The sequence below is a fragment of the Rathayibacter sp. VKM Ac-2926 genome (assembly GCF_022815565.1).
Classification (GTDB): Bacteria; Actinomycetota; Actinomycetes; order Actinomycetales; family Microbacteriaceae; genus Rathayibacter; species Rathayibacter festucae.
In genome coordinates this window covers 1-18,768 of the sequence record NZ_JALGRS010000021.1, presented here as the reverse complement: position 1 = coordinate 18,768, position 18,768 = coordinate 1, and the positions used below count along the sequence as shown (strand labels likewise).

Sequence of the window (18,768 nt, the reverse complement as noted above, 5' to 3'; positions counted from 1 at the left end):
CCTTGTCCTTCGTTGATCGTAGTTGCGCGAGGCGGCTCACACGAGGGAGTCGCTCAGCCGTTCGCTCCACGCGTTCGCGATGTCGAGCACCTGGTCGAACCACATCGCCTTCGACGTGGAGAACGCCTCCGCGGTGCCGGGAAGGCCGACGCTCAGCACCGCGGTCGCGATGTCCGGCAGACCCGCGAAGGACACCCTGATCGGAAGGGCGAGCACCGTGCCCCAGCGATTCGTTCCGGCCGGGTCGAGATTCTGGAACACGATGCTCTCCGCACCGAGGGTCCGGCCGGCGACCCAGGCGCTGTCGTGTCCGCTCGGCACGAGGCGGATGTCGGACGCTGCTCGATAGGTCCGGTCCTGGGAGGCGTACCGTCCGACGCTGCCCGCTCCGTCCGCGAGCCACAGGCTGACGCCGAGCTGCTCGACGTCGAAGGCGTCGCGCAGCGTCCGCGCGTCGTCGTCCAGTGCGTCGGAGTACTCCGGCTGGCGGACGTCGAAGCCGTCGACGTGGAGATCCCAGAGCGCGGTCGCCCGCTGCTGCGGCGAGCGGTACCGAGGTCGATGCAGATGACGGAGCTCGCGGATGATCTGCGCGGCATCGGTGAAGTCCTCGAGAAGGATCGGCTGCAGTCCGGCAGCTCTCCACTGCCCGGCGAGGGCGCTCTTGATCTCGTCGAATCGCTCTCTCGAGACGCCGAAGGCCTGGCGCGCGAGAAGCACCAGCGCCGCGTTGCCGTCAGGCGAGTCGGCAAGAGCGACGTGGAGCCAGCGCCGGACGTCCGGATCTCGGTAGGACGTTCCGGCGATGACGATGGCGCCGTCCTGCGCTGCCTTGGTGAGCAAGCGCTGCTGCCAGCAGTCCTGGTCGCCGAGCAGCTCGTTGTAGTCGGACAGGGTCAGGACGACGCCCTCGCTCCGCGAAGGGGAGGCGATTCCGTGCAGGTGGTGCACGACGTACGCGGTCGAGGACTCGTCGTCGTCGACGCGACCCTCCGCGGTTCCTTCGATGTCGATGGCGTCCTCGAGGAGGACGTCGAAGTTCAACGTCGCCACCGTGGTCTCGTCGGTTCTCCCGTCGAGGGCATGGCCGGCAGCCGCGAGATGCAGCGACGAAGGCGACAGATCCTGCAGCCCTTGGTAGAGCGCGGCCCTGACGCGCTGGTCCCACCGGTCCAGAGTGCTCTTCGCGGCTTCAGCGACGAGGAGTGGGTCCTGCCGCTGCACGAGCTCCTGCGCGGCGGACTCCGAGGAGACGGCCCCGCTCTTCAGGAGGAGCCGAACGGCGAGCTCGTCCCACCCGGGCAGCCCCGATGACGTCGACGCACCGGCACCGAGCAGCAGAGTGACATGGCGATCGACGCCGGAGTCTCGGAACGGAGCCAGGACGTCCGCATTCAGGTCGGGGGCGCTCACCAGCGCATGATGCCATGCGGGTCAGCTGCGCTCGGCGGCCAGGCGCGACACGTTCTGATCGGTCGGGGTGGGTAGGTCTCGATACGCCCCTGCGGGGCTACTCGACCAGCATGAACAGACCCGCTCGACCAGCATGAACAAGCCCGTTCGACCAGCATGAACGGGCCTGGTCGACCAGGGTGAACGGGGCTGCTCGACCTGCAGGAAGAGGCCTGCCCGACCGGATGCATGCTGGTCGAGTAGCCGCGGGACGCGGCGTATCGAGACCCGGCGTCAGCCGGAGGACTCGCGGGGCACCAGGCGCACGGGCATGGAGCGGACGCCGGGAGTCGCGCGGCCGTGGATGGCGTGGGAGAGCTCCTCGGCGGCGGCGCGGCCGAGGGCCTCGAGCTGCATGTCGATGCTGGTGAGCGGGGGGCGGGCGGCCTCGACGAGGAGGTCCCAGTTGTCGAAGCCGACGACGGCGACGTCGCGCGGCACGGGGTGCCCGCTCTCGCGCAGGTGGTCGAGGGCGCCGCGGGCGATCTGGTCGCTCGCGCAGATGATCGCGTCCAGGTCCGGGTGCGCGGCGAGCAGCGACTCGGCGCACTGCCGGCCCCAGCTCTCCGACCACTGGCCGTAGAGCACGTCGCCGCCGACCAGCGGGAGGCCCGCCTCCGTCAGCGCGCGCTCGACGCCGCGGGCGCGGTCGTGCGCGGCGGTGTAGCTGGGCTCCCCGTTGATCAGCGCGATGCGCGTGCGCCCGCGCTCGATCAGGTGGCGGGCCGCGAGCACGCCCGCGAGCGTGTTGTCGGGCGTGAACGAGGAGTCGCGCTCGTCCTCGGAGGGCGCGTAGGCGTAGACGACCGGGACGGGGATCGTCGGGGTGATCGACGGGCGCGGATTGGTCGTCCGGCCGAGCACGACGATCCCGTCGACGCGCTTGGCCAGCAGGTTCTTGATGTGGTGCTGCTCGCGGATCGAGTCGCCGCGGGCGTCGCAGAGGAACACCGAGGTGGAGCCGGCGCCGAACGCGTCCTCGGCGCCCAGCAGCACGGGCAGCACGAAGCGGTTGTCGAGGTCGTTGGTGAGCATTCCGATGGTGCCGGTGCGGCGCGAGTTGAGGGCCTGCGCGAACGGGTTCGGGGTGAAGGAGAGCGCGGCGGCGGCGTCCAGCACCTTCTGGCGGGTCTCGGCACGGACCTGGTCGCGGCCGTTCAGCGCCTTCGACGCGGTGGCGATCGAGACGCCGGCCTCGCGGGCGACGTCGGTCAGCGTGATGGTGCCCGTGGGCTTGCGCGGCGCGATGACGTCCTCCTTCCGCGGGACGCCGGTGCGCCCTGGACGATCCTCGCACAGGATTCCGCGAACCGAAAACACCGAAAACGCGACAACTCTTGACTCGACCTTCCCGCCGTGTCTACTTTGAACCCGCAGAAAGTAGTTTCGGTCCGGCGCTCGCCGAGATCGACCAGCACCACCCGTCAACGACGAAGGGAACATCCGCGATGAAGAGGAAGCACACTCGGGGCCTCGCCGCCGCCGTCCTGCTCGGGACCGCAGCCGCAGCACTGACCGGCTGCGCGGGAGGCTCGGGAGGCGACTCCTCCGCCGCCGGCGGCACCTACACCTTCTGGGACCCGTACCCCCAGTTCGACGAGTCGTCCGACTGGGCGAAGCTCATCGACTCCTGCGGCACCGAGGCCGGCGTCACCGTCGAGCGCACCGGCTACGACACCACCGACCTGACCAACAAGGCGCTCCTCGCCGGGCAGCAGGGCAGCTCGCCCGACATCCTGCTCGTCGACAACCCGGTCGTCTCCACGCTCGCCGAGTCGGGCATCCTGACCACCACCGCCGAGAACGGCCTCGAGACCGGCGACATCGACGCCAACATCCTGGCCGCGGGCGAGGTCGGCGGCGACACCTTCGGCGTCCCGATCGGCGCGAACACGCTGGCGCTTTACTACAACAAGACCGTGCTGGCCACGGCCGGCGTCGACGTGTCCTCGATCACCGACTGGGCGAGCCTCACCGCCGCGCTCGAGAAGGTCACCGCCTCGGGCGGCAAGGGCATCACGTTCTCGGGCATCGGCACCGAGGAGGGCACCTTCCAGTTCCTGCCCTGGTTCTGGGGCTCCGGCGCCGAGCTGACCGAGCTCGACTCGGACGCCGCCGTGGACGCGGTCTCGCTCTGGACCGACTGGCTGGACAAGGGCTACGCGCCCAACTCCGTGATCGGCAACACCCAGACCACCAGCTGGCAGGAGTTCGAGACCGGCGAGTACGCCTTCGGCGAGAACGGCACCTGGCAGCTCGCGAACGCCAAGGCCTCCGGAATCGACTACGGCATCCTCACCATCCCGGCGAAGGACGGCGGCTCGGCCCCCGCTCCGACCGGCGGCGAGTTCCTCACCCTGCCCGTGCAGAAGGACGAGGCGCGCTACGAGACGTCGACCGCGATCGCCGAGTGCCTCACCTCGACGGACAACCTGGTGACGACCGACGACACGCTGTCGTACATCGCCCCGACGGCCGCGGCGCAGGAGGCGCAGGTCGCCGGGAACGCCGACCTCGCGCCGTGGGTCGAGGCCGTCCAGGCCGCGAAGGGCCGCACCTCGGACGACCTCGGGACGAAGTACCCGAAGATCTCCGAGCAGCTCTGGTCCGCGGTGCAGACCGCGCTGAGCGGCTCGCAGTCGCCGTCCGACGCGCTGAAGGCGGCGCAGTCGGCGGCCGAGTCCGCGACGCAGTGATGAGCGGTGTGGAGCCCCTTGCTGATCGAGCAGTCCGCTCTGCGGGCGTCTCGGGATCTGCCGGCGTCGAAGCGGTGGTCTGCGGACCGGAGGTTCTTGCGGTGGTGGGTCTCGATACGCCCCTGCGGGGCTACTCGACCAGCATGCAGGGCGCGATGCGGGGCTACTCGACCAGCATGCGGGAGGAACGATGACGACGGCCACTGAGACGGGGCGGCTGCTGCGCCGCGAGGCCGAGCCCGGGGTCGCGGCTGTCGCGGCCCCGGCGCCCAGGCGGCGGCGGCCGGGCGGGCAGCTCGCGGCGTGGGCGTTCCTCGCCCCGCTCGTCGTCTACCTGCTCGTGTTCTACGCCTTCCCGCTCTACCGCAACCTCGAGCTGAGTCTGAAGGACTACACGGTCCGCTCCTTCGTCCAGGGCAACGCCCCGTTCGTCTGGTTCGACAACTACGTGCAGGTCTTCCGCGACCCGACCTTCGGCCCCGCGCTGCTGCACACCGCGGTGTTCACGGGCGTCTCGCTCATCTTCCAGTTCACGCTGGGGCTCGCGCTCGCGGTCTTCTTCTACCGGCGCTTCCCGCTCGCGAGCACGCTCCGGGCGCTGTTCCTGGTGCCGTGGCTGCTGCCGCTGATCGTCTCGGCCTCGACCTGGTCGTGGATGCTGAACAGCGACTCCGGGATCGTCAACGCGTTCCTCGAGTCGTTCGGGATCGGGCAGATCAACTGGCTGACCTCGCCGTCGACCTCGCTGATCGCGGTGCTGATCGCGAACATCTGGATCGGCATCCCGTTCAACCTGGTCATCCTCTACTCCGGTCTGCAGAACATCTCGCAGGACCTCTACGAGGCGGCCTCGCTCGACGGCGCGACCGGAGCCCAGCAGTTCTGGCGGATCACGCTGCCGCTGCTGCGCCCGGTGTCGGCGATCACGATCCTGCTCGGCCTCGTCTACACGCTGAAGGTGTTCGACATCATCTGGATCATGACCAAGGGCGGGCCGGCCGACTCGTCGACGACCCTGGCGACCTGGACCTACCAGCTCGGCTTCGGCTCGATGCTGCCCGACTTCGGCCCCGCGGCGGCGGTCGGCAACCTGCTGATCATCCTCGCGCTGGTCTTCGGCCTGATCTACATCCGCGTCCAGCGGAAGCAGGCCGACGCATGAGCGCCCGGCGCCCCTGGTGGCTGACCCTCGTGGGCGTGCTGCTCACCGCGATCATGCTGTTCCCGGTCTACTGGATGATCAACGTCTCGCTCACGCAGACCGGGTCGATGCGGAAGGATCCGCCGGACTGGTTCCCGTTCGCGCCCACCTTCTCGGGCTACCAGGCCGTGCTGAGCGAGCAGCTGCCGTACCTCGGCACCAGCCTGATCGTCGGGCTCGGCACGGTGCTGCTGACCGTGGCGATCGCCGCTCCGGCCGCGTACTCGCTCGCGAAGCTGCGGCCGCGCGGCGGGCAGGGACTCTCCTTCGTCCTGCTGATCGCGCAGATGATCCCGGCGATCATCATGGCGATGGGCTTCTACGCCATCTACCTCAACCTCGGGCTGCTGAACTCGATCCCCGGGCTGATCGTGGCCGACTCGACCATCGCGGTGCCGTTCGGCGTGCTGATCTTCACCGCGTTCATGTCCGGCATCCCCGACGAGTTGACCCAGGCCGCGCGGATGGACGGCGCGAGCGCGTGGCGCACCTTCACCTCGGTGATCATGCCGATCAGCCGCAACTCCGTCGTCACGGTGTCGCTCTTCGCGTTCCTCTGGGCCTGGTCGGACTTCATCTTCGCGTCGACCCTCGACAGCGGCGGGAAGCTCCAGCCGATCACGCTCGGCATCTACAAGTACATCGGCAACAACAACCAGGAGTGGAACTCGATCATGGCGACCGCCGTGGTCGCCTCGCTCCCGGCCGCCCTCCTCCTCGTCGTCGCCCAGCGGTACGTCTCGGCGGGTGTCACCGCCGGTGCCGTCAAGGACTGACCCTCTTCCTCCTAGGAGATCCTCGTGACCCTGACCACCACCGTCGCCCTCGGCGGCCCCGTCGCCCCGACCGCGGGCGCGCTCCGGCCGCTGCGCCAGGACGAGATCCGGCTGACCGGCGGCTTCTGGCAGCACTACCAGCGGCTCGGCGCGGACGCCGTGATCGGCCACTGCCTGAGCTGGATCGAGCGGGTCGGCTGGGCCGGCAACTTCGACCGCGCGGCGAACGGCACGATCTCCTCGGCGGCCGGCGGCGACCTCCACGCGGGCATCGAGTTCGTCGACTCGGAGGTCTACAAGCTGCTCGAGGCGATGGCCTGGGAGCTGGGCCGCTCCGACGATCCGGAGCTCGCCGCGCAGTACGAGGCGCTGGTGCTGCGGGTCGCGGGGGCCCAGGACGAGGACGGCTACCTGCACACGAGCTTCGGCCGGCCGGGGCAGCGCGCGCGCTACTCCGATCTGGAGTGGGGGCACGAGCTGTACTGCTTCGGCCACCTGATCCAGGCCGCCGTGGCGCGGCTGCGCACCGGGCACGACGACCTGCTGCCGGCCGTGGCGCGACGGCTGGCCGACCACGTGATCGCGGTGTTCGGGGCGGAGGGGCGCGTCGCGGTCTGCGGGCATCCCGAGATCGAGCCGGCCCTCGCCGAGCTGGCGCGGGCCACCGGCGACGGGCGGTACCTGGAGCAGGCGCGGCTGTTCGTCGAGCGGCGCGGCACAGGGACGCTCGGTCCGATCGCCTTCGGGCCGGAGTACTTCCAGGACGACCTGCCGGTGCGCTCGGCGGAGGTGCTGCGCGGGCACGCGGTGCGGGCGCTGTACCTCTCCGCCGGGGCGCTCGACGTCGCCGTGGAGACCGGGGACGCGGAGCTCGAGGCCGCGGTGGGGCGGCAGTGGGCCGCGACGGTCGCGCGCCGCACCTATCTGACCGGCGGGATGGGCTCGCACCACCAGGACGAGGCGTTCGGCGCCGACTTCGAGCTGCCGCCGGACCGCGCCTACGCCGAGACGTGCGCGGCGATCGCGTCCAACATGCTGTCGTGGCGGCTGCTGTTGCGCTCGGACGACGCGGCCTACGCGGATCTGATGGAGCGGACGCTGCTGAACGCGGTGCTGCCCGCGACTCGCGAGGACGGGCGCGCCTTCTTCTACACGAACACGCTGCAGCAGCGGGTCGACGGGGTGGCGCCGGACGAGAGCGTCGAGACCGACCGGGCGCAGTCGAGCCTGCGGGCGCCGTGGTTCTGGGTGTCCTGCTGCCCGACGAACACGGCGCGGACTCTCGCGAGCGTCGAGCTGAGCTTTGCGACGGCGACGGACGACGGGGTGCAGCTGCACCAGTACGGGGCGTACCGGGTGACGACGGGCGAGGTGTCGCTCGAGGTGGAGACCGCGTATCCGGAGGACGGCGAGATCGCGGTACGGATCCTCGCGGACGCGGAGTTCGCGCTGACGCTGCGGATCCCGCCGTTCGCGCGCGGGACGGCGCTGCTCGACGGGCAGGCGGTGGACGCGGGTCTGTCGACGGTGACGGTGCGGCGGGCGTTCGCGGCCGGCGACGTCGTGCGGCTGTCGCTGCCGATGCCGGCGCGCTTCGTGACGCCGCACCCGCGGATCGACGCGGTGCGCGGCCAGGTCGCGGTGGAGCGCGGGCCGTTCGTGCTGGCGCTGGAGTCGCTCGAGCTGCCGGAGGGCCTCGACACGGAGCACGTGGCGGTGGACGCCGAGGTCTCGCCGGTCGCTGTCGGCGACGGCGCCCGGGTGGCGCTCGTCCGCCGCGACGCCCCGGCGTCCCCGTGGCCGTACTCCGTCCCGGCGGAGGTCGGCGAGCGCTTCACCGCCGAGTTCCACCCCTACTACCGCTGGGCGAACCGCGGGCCCTCCACGATGCGCATCTGGACGCCCACCCTCTGACGCGCCTCCCGCGAGATGCCACTTGTGCACGCCTTTCACGGCGTGTCGCGTGCCCAAGTGGCATCTCGCGGAGGGGGTCAGTGCTCGCGGCGGGAGGGGACGTCGGCCGGGGTCTCCAGGGGGGCGTCCTGGACGGTGGCGCGGTCGGACTTGGAGCGGTCGCCGCGGGTCTTCAGGAGGCTGGCGATCGTGGCGACGGCGATCGTGGCGCCGATGAAGGTGAGCGAGAACCAGATCGGGATCTCGGGGACCCAGAGCAGGGGCTCGCCGCCGTTGATGAACGGGACCTCGTTGACGTGCAGGGCGTGGAGGACGAGCTTCACGGCGATGAAGCCGAGGATGACGGCCAGGCCCTGGCTGAGGTAGACGAGGCGCTCGAGCAGCCCGCCGATCAGGAAGAACAGCTGGCGCAGGCCCATCAGCGCGAAGGCGTTCGCGGTGAAGACGATGTAGGCCTCGTTGGTCAGTCCGTAGATGGCGGGGATCGAATCGAGTGCGAAGACGAGGTCGATGAAGCCGATGGCGACGATGGTCAGCAGCATCGGGGTGACGAAGCGGCGGCCGTCCTTCTTCACCGTCAGCTTGTCGCCGTGGTACTCGTCGGTGACGGGGAGGACGCGGCGCACCAGGCGCATGAAGGCGTTGTTCGAGGGGTCGCCGTGGTCGCCCTTGATCTGCTGGTAGGCCAGCACGAAGAGCAGGGCGCCGAAGAGGTAGAAGACCCAGGAGAAGTTCTCGATCAGGGCCGCGCCGACCGCGATGAAGCCACCGCGCATGATCAGCGCGATGACGATGCCGATCATCAGCACCTTCTGCTGGTACATCTTCGGCACCGCGAACCCGGTCATGATGATCAGGAAGAGGAAGAGGTTGTCGAGCGACAGCGCCTTCTCGGTGAGATAGCCGGCGAAGTACTCGCCGCCGTAGCGCCAGTCGGCGACGAAGCCGATCCCGACGCCGAACAGCAGCGCGAGGCCGATGTAGAAGGCCGACCAGCGGGCGGACTCGCCGATGGTCGGCTCGTGCGGCTTCCGCACGTGTGCGAAGAACTCGTAGACGAAGAAGGCGATCGTCACGGCGATGGTGATCAGCCAGATGACGGGTGTGATCTGCACGGGGGTGCTCCAAGAGGGTCGGTCGATGAGGGACCAAGGTCTCCTCCACTCCGGCCGCGACCTCTCGGAGGTGGTGGCGGAGCCGATGGCCCGGGACGCTCATTCGCATCCGTAATGACGGACTCACCGCAGTCGGGAGTACTCCCCTTGCTGTCTGCGATTCTACTCAGGGACCGCGTGCGCAAGGCTGGGAGAGTACCGACACGTCGCTTCTGGATCCATACCGATCTATATTGGATCCAGCGGCAGCGTGCCGCGCGAGAGGCGGCGCATGGCCATCCAGACGGTCCTCGGTCCGATCGAGGCGGCGGAGCTCGGCGTCGTGTCGATGCACGAGCACCTGCTGACCGACGCGAGCGCGCTGCAGCGGCCGGGTGTCGAGGCGCTCGATCCGGACGCCCCGGTCACCGCCGAGCTCGCGGCCGCCCTGCGCTGGAGCCAGCTCGCGCTCGGCGACAACCTCCGCCTCGACGACGTCGAGCTGCTCGCCGATGAGCTCCGCGCGGGAGCCTCGGCCGGGCTCGCCGCCGCCGTCGACCTCAGCTCGCTCGGCTTCGGCCCCGACCACTCCCGACTGCCCGCCCTGTCCGGCCAGGCGGGCGTCGCGATCGTCGCCGGGTACGGCGCGTACCTCCCGCGCCTCCTGCCCGAGTGGTTCCTCGCGCTCGACGTCGACGGCCGCACCGAGCTCTTCACCCGGGCGCTGACGGAGGCGATCCCCGGCACGACCTACCGCGCGGGACTCCTCGGCCTGATGGGCACGACCGGCGCCTTCGCGACTCCCGAGGGGGAGCAGGAGCGGATCAGCCTCACCGCCGCGGCGCGCGCTGCCGCCGCCACCGGCTCCGCGATCACCGTCCGGCTCGCCGCCGACGCCCGCAACGGCCTCGAGGTCCTCGCGCACGTCGTCGCCGAGGGAGTGGATCCCGGCCGCGTGGTCTTCAGCACGGTCGACGAGTTCCTCGACCTGCCCTACCTCCGCGATCTCGGCCGGGCCGGCGCCGTGCTGGAGCTCTGCTTCGGCAACGAGGGCGCGCACGTCGGCCGGATCCGCAACGCGAGCGACCCGCAGCGCCTGGACGCGCTGCTGGAGCTGCTCGGCACCGACCCCGGCATCCGCTGGGTGCTCGGTCACAGCACCTGGACGAAGGGCCAGTTGCGCCGCTTCGGCGGGCACGGCTTCGACCACCTGGGCGCGCGCGTCCTGCCGGGGCTCCGCGCGCTCGGCGTCGCGGACGACGTGCTGCGGCGGATGAGCGTCGAGGAGCCCGCCCGGCTGCTCGACCGGCCGTGATCGACCGGCCCTGACCGACCATCCCGCCCCGCCCCCTCGGGCCCGACGACTCCGGCCCCCGACCCGCCCCCCGATGAGAGAGACGCAGACCCCATGAGAGACACCCTCGCCCCGCTCGCGCCGATCGAGCCCTTCCTCGTCGACGGCGCGTGGCTCGCTCCCGAGGGCGCGGAGCTGCTCGACGTCGTCGATCCCGCCACGGAGGAGCTGCTCACCCGCGTCCCGCAGGCCGGCCCCGCGGAGATCGAGGCGGCCGTCACCGCCGCCCGCCGCGCGCACGACGACGCGCGCTGGAGCGGGATGAGCCCGCACGACCGCAGTCGCATCCTGAACCGCATCGCCGACCTGATCGAGGACCGCCTCGAGGAGCTCGCGGTGCTCGAGACCCGCGACAACGGCAAGCCGATCGAGCGCTCCCGCGCCGACACCGCGACCTCGGCCCGCGTCTTCCGCTACTACGCCGGCGCGCCCTCGCGGCTGACCGGCACCGTCGTGCCCGTCGACGCGCAGCACCACGTCTACACGACGTTCGAGCCGGTGGGAGTCGCGGCGCTGATCCTGCCGTGGAACTTCCCGATCATGACGGCGAGCTTCAAGCTGGCGCCGGCGCTCGCCGCGGGCTGCACCGTGGTCGTGAAGCCGGCGGAGCAGACTCCGCTGACGATGCTGCGCCTCGCGGCACTTTGCGAGGAGGCGGGCGTCCCCGCGGGAGTCGTCAACGTGCTGACCGGCGACGGCCGGGTCGGCGCGGCGCTCACCGAGCACCCCCTGGTCAGCAAGGTGTCCTTCACCGGCAGCACCGAGGTCGGCCGGAAGGTGATGCGCGCCGCGAGCGAGGACTTCACCCGCTTGACTCTGGAACTGGGCGGCAAGAGCCCGAACATCGTGTTCGAGGACGCGGACCTGGACGCTGTGGTGCTGACCGCGATGCGCGCGTCGTTCGGCCACTCCGGCCAGATGTGCACGGCGGGCAGCCGGCTGCTGGTGCAGCGCTCGATCCTCGAGGAGACGACGGAGCGGCTGACCGCTGCGGTGCGGAAGGTCGCGCTCGGCGACGGGCTGGCCGGCGGCGTGACCGTCGGGCCGCTCGTGTCCGAGGAGCAGCGGCAGCAGGTGCTCGGCTACATCGCGCAGGGCGAGGCGGAGGGCGCGGTCGTCGCGGTGGGCGGCGGCGTGCCGGACCGGCCGGGCTACTACGTCGAGCCGACGCTCTTCACCGGCGTCACGAACACGATGACCATCGCGCGCGAGGAGATCTTCGGGCCGGTCGTCGGCATCATCCCGTTCGAGGACGAGGACGAGGCGGTGTCCCTCGCCAACGACCAGACCTACGGGCTGGCTGCGGGCGTGTGGACGAACGACCTGGCGCGGGCGCACCGGATGGGTCGGCGGCTGCGCGCGGGGACGGTGTGGGTCAACACGTACAACCTGTTCGATCCGGCGCTGTCGTTCGGCGGCGTGGGGGAGTCGGGCATGGGGCGCGACCTGGGCGAGGAGGCGCTGCGCTCGTTCTGCGAGCTGAAGAGCGTGGTCATCGCGCTCTGAGCCCGGCGCCGGTTCGATCTGCAGGCGATCCGCGCGGGAACGCGATTTCCGCCGCGTCCGTGCGTCTCGTGCCGGCGTGATCGCCTGCACATCGGACAGCACCCCTCCGGGAGGGTGCCGGGCCGGTGTGCAGGTGCTCCTCCGTTGTGCAGGTGCCCGCGCGTTGTGCAGGTGCTCCTCTGTTGTGCAGGTGATTCGGCGGGGAAGCCACTCAACGGGGCGAGGGCGGCAGGCAGGAGGGGCGGATCGCCTGCAGATCGGACAGCAGCCCTCCGCAGTGCAGGTGCGCGTCCGTTGTGCAGGTGCGCGTCCGTTGTGCAGGTGATCCGGCGGGGAAGCCGCTTACCGGCGCGAGGGCGGGAGGCAGGAGGGGCGGATCGCCTGCAGATCGGACGGGGCAGTGCCGGGTTGCGGCGTCAGATCCAGCCGTTCTCACGGGCCTCGATCACGGCGCGCTGGCGGGTGTCGACGTCGAGCTTGCGCAGGATCGACGAGACATGGTTGCGCACGGTGCCCGCGGACAGGTGCAGGGCCCTGCCGATCTCGCCGGTGGTCTCGCCGCGGGAGCCGGCGCTCAGCACGTCCAGCTCGCGGTCGGTGAGCGGGCTGCGCGTGGTCGCGAGGGCGTCGGCCGCGATCTCGGGATCCACGTAGCGGCGGCCGGCGGCGACCTGGCGGATCACCTCCGCCACGTCCTCCACCCGCCGCGACTTGGGCAGGAAGCCACTGACGCCGACGGCCAGCGCGCGGCGCAGCACACCGGGCCGCGCGTGCCGGGTGACCACGACGACCCGGGTCGCCGAGACGCGGCGCAGTCGCTCCGCCGCCTCGATGCCGTCCATGCCGGGCATCTCGACGTCGAAGAGGCAGACGTCGGGCTCGAGGCGCACGGCCTCGGCGACCGCCTCCGCGCCGTCGCGGCACTCGCCGACGATCTCGAGGTCGGGCTCGAGCCGGAGCAGCGCGGCCAGGGCGGTGCGGATCATGTCCTCGTCGTCGGCGAGGAGCACCCGGATCACGCGGCACCGCCGGGCAGGCGCGCGTCGAGCTCGAAGGAGCGGCGCGCGGTGCGGGTTCTCAGTGTGCCGCCGGCCCGCTCGATCCGCTCGGTCATGCCGAGGACGCCGGAGCCGGTGCCGGCCTCGACGCCCTCCGACTCGGCCCCCTCCGACTCGGCCCCCTCGGGCACGTCGTTCACCGCCTGGAAGCGCCACGACTCCGCCTCGCGCGCCAGCCGCAGCCGAGCCGACTCGCCGCCGCCGTGCTTCAGGATGTTGGTCGTGCTCTCGCGGACCACCGGCCCGAGCACGTCGGCGGGGGCGCGGTCCGCGTCGGGATCGACGGCCAGCTCGACCCGCAGCCCCGCCGAGCGGAGCAGGTCGGCGGCGTTGGCGAGCTCGTCGGCGAGCGAGACGCTGCGGAAGCGCGTCGCCAGCTCGCGAGTGCCGGTGCGGGCGCCGTCGACCGAGCGCTGCGCGGCGCGGAGCTGCTCCAGAGCGCCGTCCGGATCGTCGCGGAGCAGCCGCTCGGCGAGCTCGAGCTGCAGGGCGATCACCTGCAGATGGTGTCCTTGGAGGTCGTGCACGTCGCCGGCGAGGATCAGCCGCTCCTGCGCGGCCGCGAGGCGGCCCTCCGCGACCCGCGCGCGATCGAGCTCGCGGACGATGTCCCACCACCAGAGCATGCTGACGATCGCGAGGGGCAGCGCGGCCGCGAACGCGAACAGGACCGGCGCGGCACCCGGTGCGAGCGAGAGCGGCGCGGTGCCCGACGCCCGATCGTGCTCGAGCCAGGCGCTGACGGCGAGCAGCACGGTGAGGAACGTGGTGACCCGCCAGCGGATCCCGCGCGGCCAGGGCAGCAGCACGACGAGCACGAACGCGAGCGAGAGCGGGAGGGTGGGGCTGCCCGCCGCCAGCCCCGTCGCCGCGGCGCCGACGAGACCGAGGGCCTGGAGTCCGAGGGTGGCGGGGCCGACGCGCGTCGGGGCGTCCCGGTCGGCCCGGCGGTAGCGCTGCGCGGAGACGGTGAAGACCGCCGCCCAGAGCGCGGCGCCGAGGAGGTAGCCGACCACCCGCCACGGCGATGCGTCGCCGACCAGCTGCGGCACCAGCCAGACGAACAGCACCGCGAGCACGAACGAGCCGGCCGAGAGCAGCGTGTACCACCAGGTCGCGGCGACGCCCTTGCCCGAGGGCGGAGCGGCGGTCGTCTCGGCGGGAGGGAGCAGTGCGGTCGGCATGCGGCCCAGGGTACGACCATGACAATTGTCACCCCTCGGGCGGCCGTTCCTCCCGAGCGGCGGTGACGGGAGGGCACTGCCGGGCACCCCCTGCGCCGGGCTGGGATGGACATGTCCCGATCGACGGGGCAGCGGTTCAGCCGCTCAGCCAGAAGGAGACACCGCCATGTCGACCATCGTCAGCGACGCGATCCTCGGATTCCAGGGCCTCATCCAGGACGTCCCCGACCTCGTCCAGCCGCTCGTGGTGGCGCTCGCCGGAGCCGTGCCGTTCATCGAGGGCGAAGGGGCCGCGACGATCGGCATCATCGGCGGGATCCACCCGGTGGTCGCCGCGGTGTCGGCCGCCGCGGGCAACTTCCTCTGCGTGGCGCTGCTCGTGCTGCTCGGCGCGGGCGTCCGCTCGGCGATCACCGGCGGGAAGCCGCGGAAGCGCGCCACCGCCCGCCGCGAGAAGTTCCAGCGCGCGTTCACCCGCTACGGCGTCCCCGGGGTGAGCCTGCTCGGCCCGCTGCTGCTGCCCACCCACTTCACCGCGGTGATGCTCGCCGGCGCCGGCGTCGCGAAGGGCCGCGTCCTGCTCTGGCAGGGGATCGCGATCGCTCTGTGGACGACGGTGTTCACGGTGATCGTGACGCTCGCGATCGGCGGCGCGGGGCTGGCGTGACGGGGGCAGTGAGGGAGAGGACGTGGGGCCTCCCGTCATGCTGGTCGAGTAGCCGCGCAGGGGCGTATCGAGACCCGGCGTCGCCAGGAGGGCGGGTCTGCGGACTCCGGTTCTGACGGTGGTGGATCTCGATACGCCCGCTGTGCGGGCTGCTCGATCAGCATGATGTTCCTCGCCCTCGGCGAGGATTCCGCGCCTGCGTCGGCAGCTCGTGCGGCGATTCCGGCACCCTCGTCACGTCTCCTCGTCGAGGAGGAGAAGAGGAGGGACGGAGCTGTGAGTGTCGAGGACGTCGGACCGGTCGAGGCCGTGTGGGCCTTCGTGAACGCCTACGACGAATGGGCCCAGCGGGGCTACACGCGGAGCGTTCCGGAGGAGCTGGCCGAGGCGGTGACCGAGAAGGGGCTCCCGGGCCTCGACTCGGATGCTCGGTGGTACTCGCGGGGCAAGGTGAGGCAGGTCGGGAGCATGGTCGTCTCCGAGGTCGAGCTGCTGTCGAACTCGGGTACCGACGCCGTCGTCGGGGCGCTCCTGGACACGACGGGCATCCGCGTCCTCGCCAACGGCAAGGAGACGTTCCGCAGCACCGAGGAGGCGGACCTGATCCACCGCGTGCGGATCGGCCTGGTCTTCGACGGCCGCTGGCGGATCGACGTGATCGACACGGTGGAGTAGCGGCTCTTCCGCTCCGCAGAAGTTGTCGTAGCGGGTGGTCGAGTACGACAACTCCTGGAGTGTGGGACGAGGTCTGCCGGCATCTCCGGCGAGGTAGGTCTCGATACGCCGCCCTTCGGCCGGCTACTCGACCAGCATGATGCGCGTCCGGCCGAGCAGCCCGCGCGGCGGCCCTCCATGCTGATCGAGTAGCCCGCACAGCGGGCGTATCGAGATCCACCGTCGTCAGCACCAGAGCCGCAGACCCCGCCTGCAGGCGGACGCCTCGCCGCTCAGTTCAGGATCTCGCCGCGCGGGTCGTCGCGCAGCTCGGCGAGGCGCGTGCGCCACGCGCGCAGTGCCTCCGGGGTCAGCCGGGTCCAGTCGTGCACCTCGCGGACGACGCGGAGCGGCTCGACGCTGCGGTACGAGCGCGTCGGATTCCCCGGGAACTTCTTGTCCGTGACGTTCGGGTCGTCCTCGAACGACCCTGTCGGCTCCACCTCGTAGACCCGCGGCTCCGCCTCCCCGGGCGCGAGCTCGGCTGCGAGCCCCGCGCCGTCCAGCAGCGCCGTGAAGTACACGTGGTTCATGACGACCTCGGGCCGGTAGTTCGAGCGCCGCCCCGCCACCAGCAGATCGCCGACCCGCAGGTCCGCCTTCGTCCCGTGGAAGAACGGCCCGCTCTCGTCCGCGGCACTCATGCGCAGGACCCTACTCCCGGGCACGATGCCGGCGATCCGTCGCGGACGGCTCCCTCTCCGCGCGGGAGGCAGCCGTTCCTGACGGATCGCCGAAGCCGCAGGGTCAGGGGAGCGTCAGCTCGCCCTGGTTGAGGACGCGGGGGTGGAAGTAGGCGCTCTGGATGGCGGCGTTCGTGTTGCTGCCGCGCAGCTGCTCCGACCAGATCATGAAGTACGACCAGCGCGTCCGGCTCTGCAGCAGCGACGCGTCCGGCACCTTCCCCCTCTCGGCAGTCGCGATCGGCGGGAAGCCTCTGCACAGGAGTTGTCGTACCGGGCGGTCGAGTACGACAACTTCTGGACAGGGGATGCCGGCAGCGGGCCCGCGCGTCCGCCCGCGCCCCGCCGACGGCCCCCGCGCAGGCGCCGCTCGGTACTGTGGAACGGTTCCCCGCACCACCCGCCCCCGCCCGAAGGAGCCCCCATGCCCACCACTGTGAGCGGCGTCATCGCCCGGTCGAAGGGGGCTCCCGTCGAGCTCGTCGACATCGTCGTCCCCGATCCCGGCCCCGGCGAGGCCGTCGTCGACATCGAGACCTGCGGTGTCTGCCACACCGACTACCACTACCGCGAGGGCGGGATCAGCGACGACTTCCCGTTCCTGCTCGGCCACGAGGCCGCGGGCCGGGTCAGCGCGATCGGCGAGGGCGTCACCCACGTCGCGGTCGGCGACTTCGTCGTGCTCAACTGGCGCGCCGTCTGCGGCGAGTGCCGCGCCTGCGTCCGCGCGGAGCCCTGGTACTGCTTCAACACCTTCAACGCGACGCAGAAGATGACCCTCACGGACGGCACCGAGCTCAGCCCGGCGCTGGGCATCGGCGCCTTCGCCGAGAAGACGCTCGTGCACGCCAAGCAGTGCACGAAGGTCGACCCGGCCGCCGACCCCGCCGCCGTCGGCCTGCTGGGCTGCGGCATCATGGCGGGCCTCGGCGCCGCGATGAACACCGGCAACGTCACCCGCGGCGACTCCGTGGCCGTCATCGGCTGCGGCGGAGTCGGCACCGCGGCCGTCGTCGGCGCGAAGCTGGCCGGCGCGAGCACGATCATCGCCATCGACCGCGACCCGAAGAAGCTCGTCAAGGCCGAGGAGCTCGGCGCCACCCACGCGATCGACTCGAGCGGACTCGACGAAAACGGCGTCGTCGCCGCCGTGCAGGCGCTGACCGACGGCTTCGGCGCGGACGTCGTGATCGACGCGGTCGGCCGCCCCGAGACCTGGCGCCAGGCGTTCTACGCCCGCGACCTCGCCGGCACCGTCGTGCTGGTCGGCGTGCCGACACCGGAGATGACCCTCGAGATCCCGCTGCTCGACGTCTTCGGCCGCGGCGGCTCGCTGAAGTCGAGCTGGTACGGCGACTGCCTGCCCGAGCGCGACTTCCCGATGCTCACCGACCTGTACCTGCAGGGCCGGCTGCCGCTCGACGAGTTCGTGACCGAGCGGATCGGCATCCGCGACATCGAGCAGGCCTTCACCACGATGGCCGGCGGCGACGTGCTCCGCTCGGTGGTGGTGCTCTGATGGGCGCCCGCATCGACCACCTCGTCACCAGCGGCACCTTCGCCCTCGACGGCGGGACCTGGGACGTGGACAACAACGTCTGGATCGTCGGCGACGACTCCGAGTGCGTCGTCATCGACGCGGCGCACGACGCGGAGGCGATCCTCGCGGCCGTCGGCGACCGCACGCTGCGCGCGGTGCTGCTCACGCACGCGCACACCGACCACATCGACGCCGTCGCCGCGCTGCTGGAGTCCGTCGACGTGCCGGTGCTGCTGCACGAGGGCGACCGCGTGCTCTGGGACGCGTTCTACCCCGACTCCGCGCCGAGCGGCGTGCTCGAGGACGGCCAGGTGATCAGCGTCGGCGGCACCGAGCTGGAGGTGCGGCACACGCCCGGGCACACCCCGGGCGCCGTCTGTTTCGTCGCCGCCGAGCTGGGCACCGTCTTCACCGGCGACACGCTCTTCCAGGGCGGCCCCGGCGCGACCGGCCGCTCCTACAGCTCCTTCCCGACCATCATCGACTCGATCACCGATCGGCTGCTGACCCTGCCGGACGACACGGTCGTCCGCACGGGGCACGGCCCGACGACGACGATCGGCACCGAGAAGCCCGACCGCGAGGCGTGGATCGCGCGCGGCCACTGACGCGGCGCTCGCGCCCGCATGCTGATCGAGCAGCCGGCGGAGCGGGCGTATCGAGATCCGCCGTCCGAACGGTGTGGGTCTCGATACGCCGCGTCCCGCGGCCACTCGACCAGCATGTGCTGAGCGCGGTCGCTCGCCTGCTGATCGAGCGGCCCCTCATGTTGATCGAGAAGCCCGCGGAGCGGGCGTATCGAGATCCGACGCCGTCAGCAGGTGAGTCTGCAGACCCGCCCTGTTGAGTGGGTCTACTTGGAAAGGGATGGTGACCTTTCACGCGGTTCTGGGGGTGAGGGTGACGTCGTAGCCGAGGGTCGCGAGGGT

At 71.4% G+C, this 18,768-nt stretch carries 17 protein-coding genes; 10 read left to right on the top strand and 7 right to left on the bottom strand.

Features of this window, described 5'->3' with window-relative positions; all coding sequences use genetic code 11:
• Nucleotides 1-36 precede the first annotated feature (36 nt).
• Together MT351_RS19520 and MT351_RS19515 are read right to left on the bottom strand one after the other, a co-directional pair.
• Nucleotides 37-1,053 (bottom strand): SIR2 family protein, encoded by a 1,017-nt coding sequence (locus tag MT351_RS19520; protein ID WP_243583022.1) that lies wholly within the window; start codon nt 1,051-1,053, stop codon nt 37-39.
• 633 nt (nt 1,054-1,686) lie between these two features.
• On the bottom strand, nt 1,687-2,772 hold the full coding sequence (locus MT351_RS19515; RefSeq protein ID WP_308197779.1) for a LacI family DNA-binding transcriptional regulator: 1,086 nt from the start codon (nt 2,770-2,772) through the stop codon (nt 1,687-1,689).
• Nucleotides 2,773-2,900: 128 nt separating this feature from the next.
• Here MT351_RS19515 and MT351_RS19510 point away from each other — a divergent pair, with 128 nt between their 5' ends.
• The 4 genes from MT351_RS19510 to MT351_RS19495 all read left to right on the top strand — a co-directional run bounded on the left by MT351_RS19510 (nt 2,901) and on the right by MT351_RS19495 (nt 8,039).
• The gene (locus MT351_RS19510; RefSeq protein ID WP_243583021.1) at nt 2,901-4,148 is read left to right on the top strand and encodes an extracellular solute-binding protein; all 1,248 of its coding nucleotides are present in this window, start codon (nt 2,901-2,903) and stop codon (nt 4,146-4,148) included.
• 190 nt (nt 4,149-4,338) lie between these two features.
• Entirely contained in the window at nt 4,339-5,310 is a 972-nt protein-coding gene (locus tag MT351_RS19505; protein WP_123736118.1) for a carbohydrate ABC transporter permease, read from the top strand.
• On the top strand, nt 5,307-6,125 hold the full coding sequence (locus tag MT351_RS19500; RefSeq protein ID WP_159423915.1) for a carbohydrate ABC transporter permease: 819 nt from the start codon (nt 5,307-5,309) through the stop codon (nt 6,123-6,125). The genes MT351_RS19505 and MT351_RS19500 overlap by 4 nt, the downstream gene beginning before the upstream one ends.
• Before the next feature lie 24 nt (nt 6,126-6,149).
• Nucleotides 6,150-8,039, top strand: coding sequence for a beta-L-arabinofuranosidase domain-containing protein (locus MT351_RS19495; RefSeq protein ID WP_243583019.1), 1,890 nt, complete (start codon nt 6,150-6,152; stop codon nt 8,037-8,039).
• A gap of 77 nt (nt 8,040-8,116) precedes the next feature.
• On the opposite strand, the gene MT351_RS19490 is transcribed toward MT351_RS19495, so the two are convergent.
• The gene (locus tag MT351_RS19490) at nt 8,117-9,154 is read right to left on the bottom strand and encodes a TerC family protein (protein WP_243583017.1); all 1,038 of its coding nucleotides are present in this window, start codon (nt 9,152-9,154) and stop codon (nt 8,117-8,119) included.
• 271 nt (nt 9,155-9,425) lie between these two features.
• Here MT351_RS19490 and MT351_RS19485 point away from each other — a divergent pair, with 271 nt between their 5' ends.
• Both MT351_RS19485 and MT351_RS19480 read left to right on the top strand, forming a co-directional pair.
• Nucleotides 9,426-10,448, top strand: coding sequence for a hypothetical protein (locus MT351_RS19485; RefSeq protein ID WP_243583016.1), 1,023 nt, complete (start codon nt 9,426-9,428; stop codon nt 10,446-10,448).
• Between the two features lie 93 nt (nt 10,449-10,541).
• A complete protein-coding gene (locus MT351_RS19480; protein ID WP_243583014.1) occupies nt 10,542-11,993 on the top strand; it encodes an aldehyde dehydrogenase in 1,452 nt (483 codons plus the stop codon).
• 416 nt (nt 11,994-12,409) lie between these two features.
• On the opposite strand, the gene MT351_RS19475 is transcribed toward MT351_RS19480, so the two are convergent.
• Nucleotides 12,410-13,012: a response regulator transcription factor gene (locus tag MT351_RS19475; protein ID WP_132437287.1), complete on the bottom strand. Its 603-nt coding sequence runs from the start codon at nt 13,010-13,012 to the stop codon at nt 12,410-12,412.
• The gene (locus MT351_RS19470) at nt 13,009-14,235 is read right to left on the bottom strand and encodes a sensor histidine kinase (RefSeq protein WP_132437286.1); all 1,227 of its coding nucleotides are present in this window, start codon (nt 14,233-14,235) and stop codon (nt 13,009-13,011) included. The genes MT351_RS19475 and MT351_RS19470 overlap by 4 nt, the downstream gene beginning before the upstream one ends.
• Nucleotides 14,236-14,401: 166 nt before the next feature.
• Between MT351_RS19470 and MT351_RS19465 the strand changes: the two genes are divergently transcribed.
• Complete coding sequence (locus MT351_RS19465; RefSeq protein WP_243583012.1) at nt 14,402-14,902, top strand: small multidrug efflux protein; 501 nt, start codon at nt 14,402-14,404, stop codon at nt 14,900-14,902.
• 276 nt (nt 14,903-15,178) lie between these two features.
• Nucleotides 15,179-15,577: a hypothetical protein gene (locus tag MT351_RS19460; protein WP_123731477.1), complete on the top strand. Its 399-nt coding sequence runs from the start codon at nt 15,179-15,181 to the stop codon at nt 15,575-15,577.
• A 272-nt stretch (nt 15,578-15,849) separates the two neighbouring features.
• Here MT351_RS19460 and arr read toward each other — a convergent pair whose 3' ends face one another.
• Nucleotides 15,850-16,260, bottom strand: coding sequence for an NAD(+)--rifampin ADP-ribosyltransferase (gene arr / locus MT351_RS19455; RefSeq protein ID WP_123736111.1), 411 nt, complete (start codon nt 16,258-16,260; stop codon nt 15,850-15,852).
• 103 nt (nt 16,261-16,363) lie between these two features.
• A complete protein-coding gene (locus MT351_RS19450) occupies nt 16,364-16,516 on the bottom strand; it encodes a hypothetical protein (protein ID WP_221181108.1) in 153 nt (50 codons plus the stop codon).
• A gap of 207 nt (nt 16,517-16,723) precedes the next feature.
• Here MT351_RS19450 and MT351_RS19445 point away from each other — a divergent pair, with 207 nt between their 5' ends.
• Entirely contained in the window at nt 16,724-17,818 is a 1,095-nt protein-coding gene (locus MT351_RS19445) for an S-(hydroxymethyl)mycothiol dehydrogenase (RefSeq protein WP_243583010.1), read from the top strand.
• The gene (locus tag MT351_RS19440; protein WP_243583008.1) at nt 17,818-18,447 is read left to right on the top strand and encodes an MBL fold metallo-hydrolase; all 630 of its coding nucleotides are present in this window, start codon (nt 17,818-17,820) and stop codon (nt 18,445-18,447) included. The genes MT351_RS19445 and MT351_RS19440 overlap by 1 nt, the downstream gene beginning before the upstream one ends.
• Nucleotides 18,448-18,768: the final 321 nt, after the last annotated feature.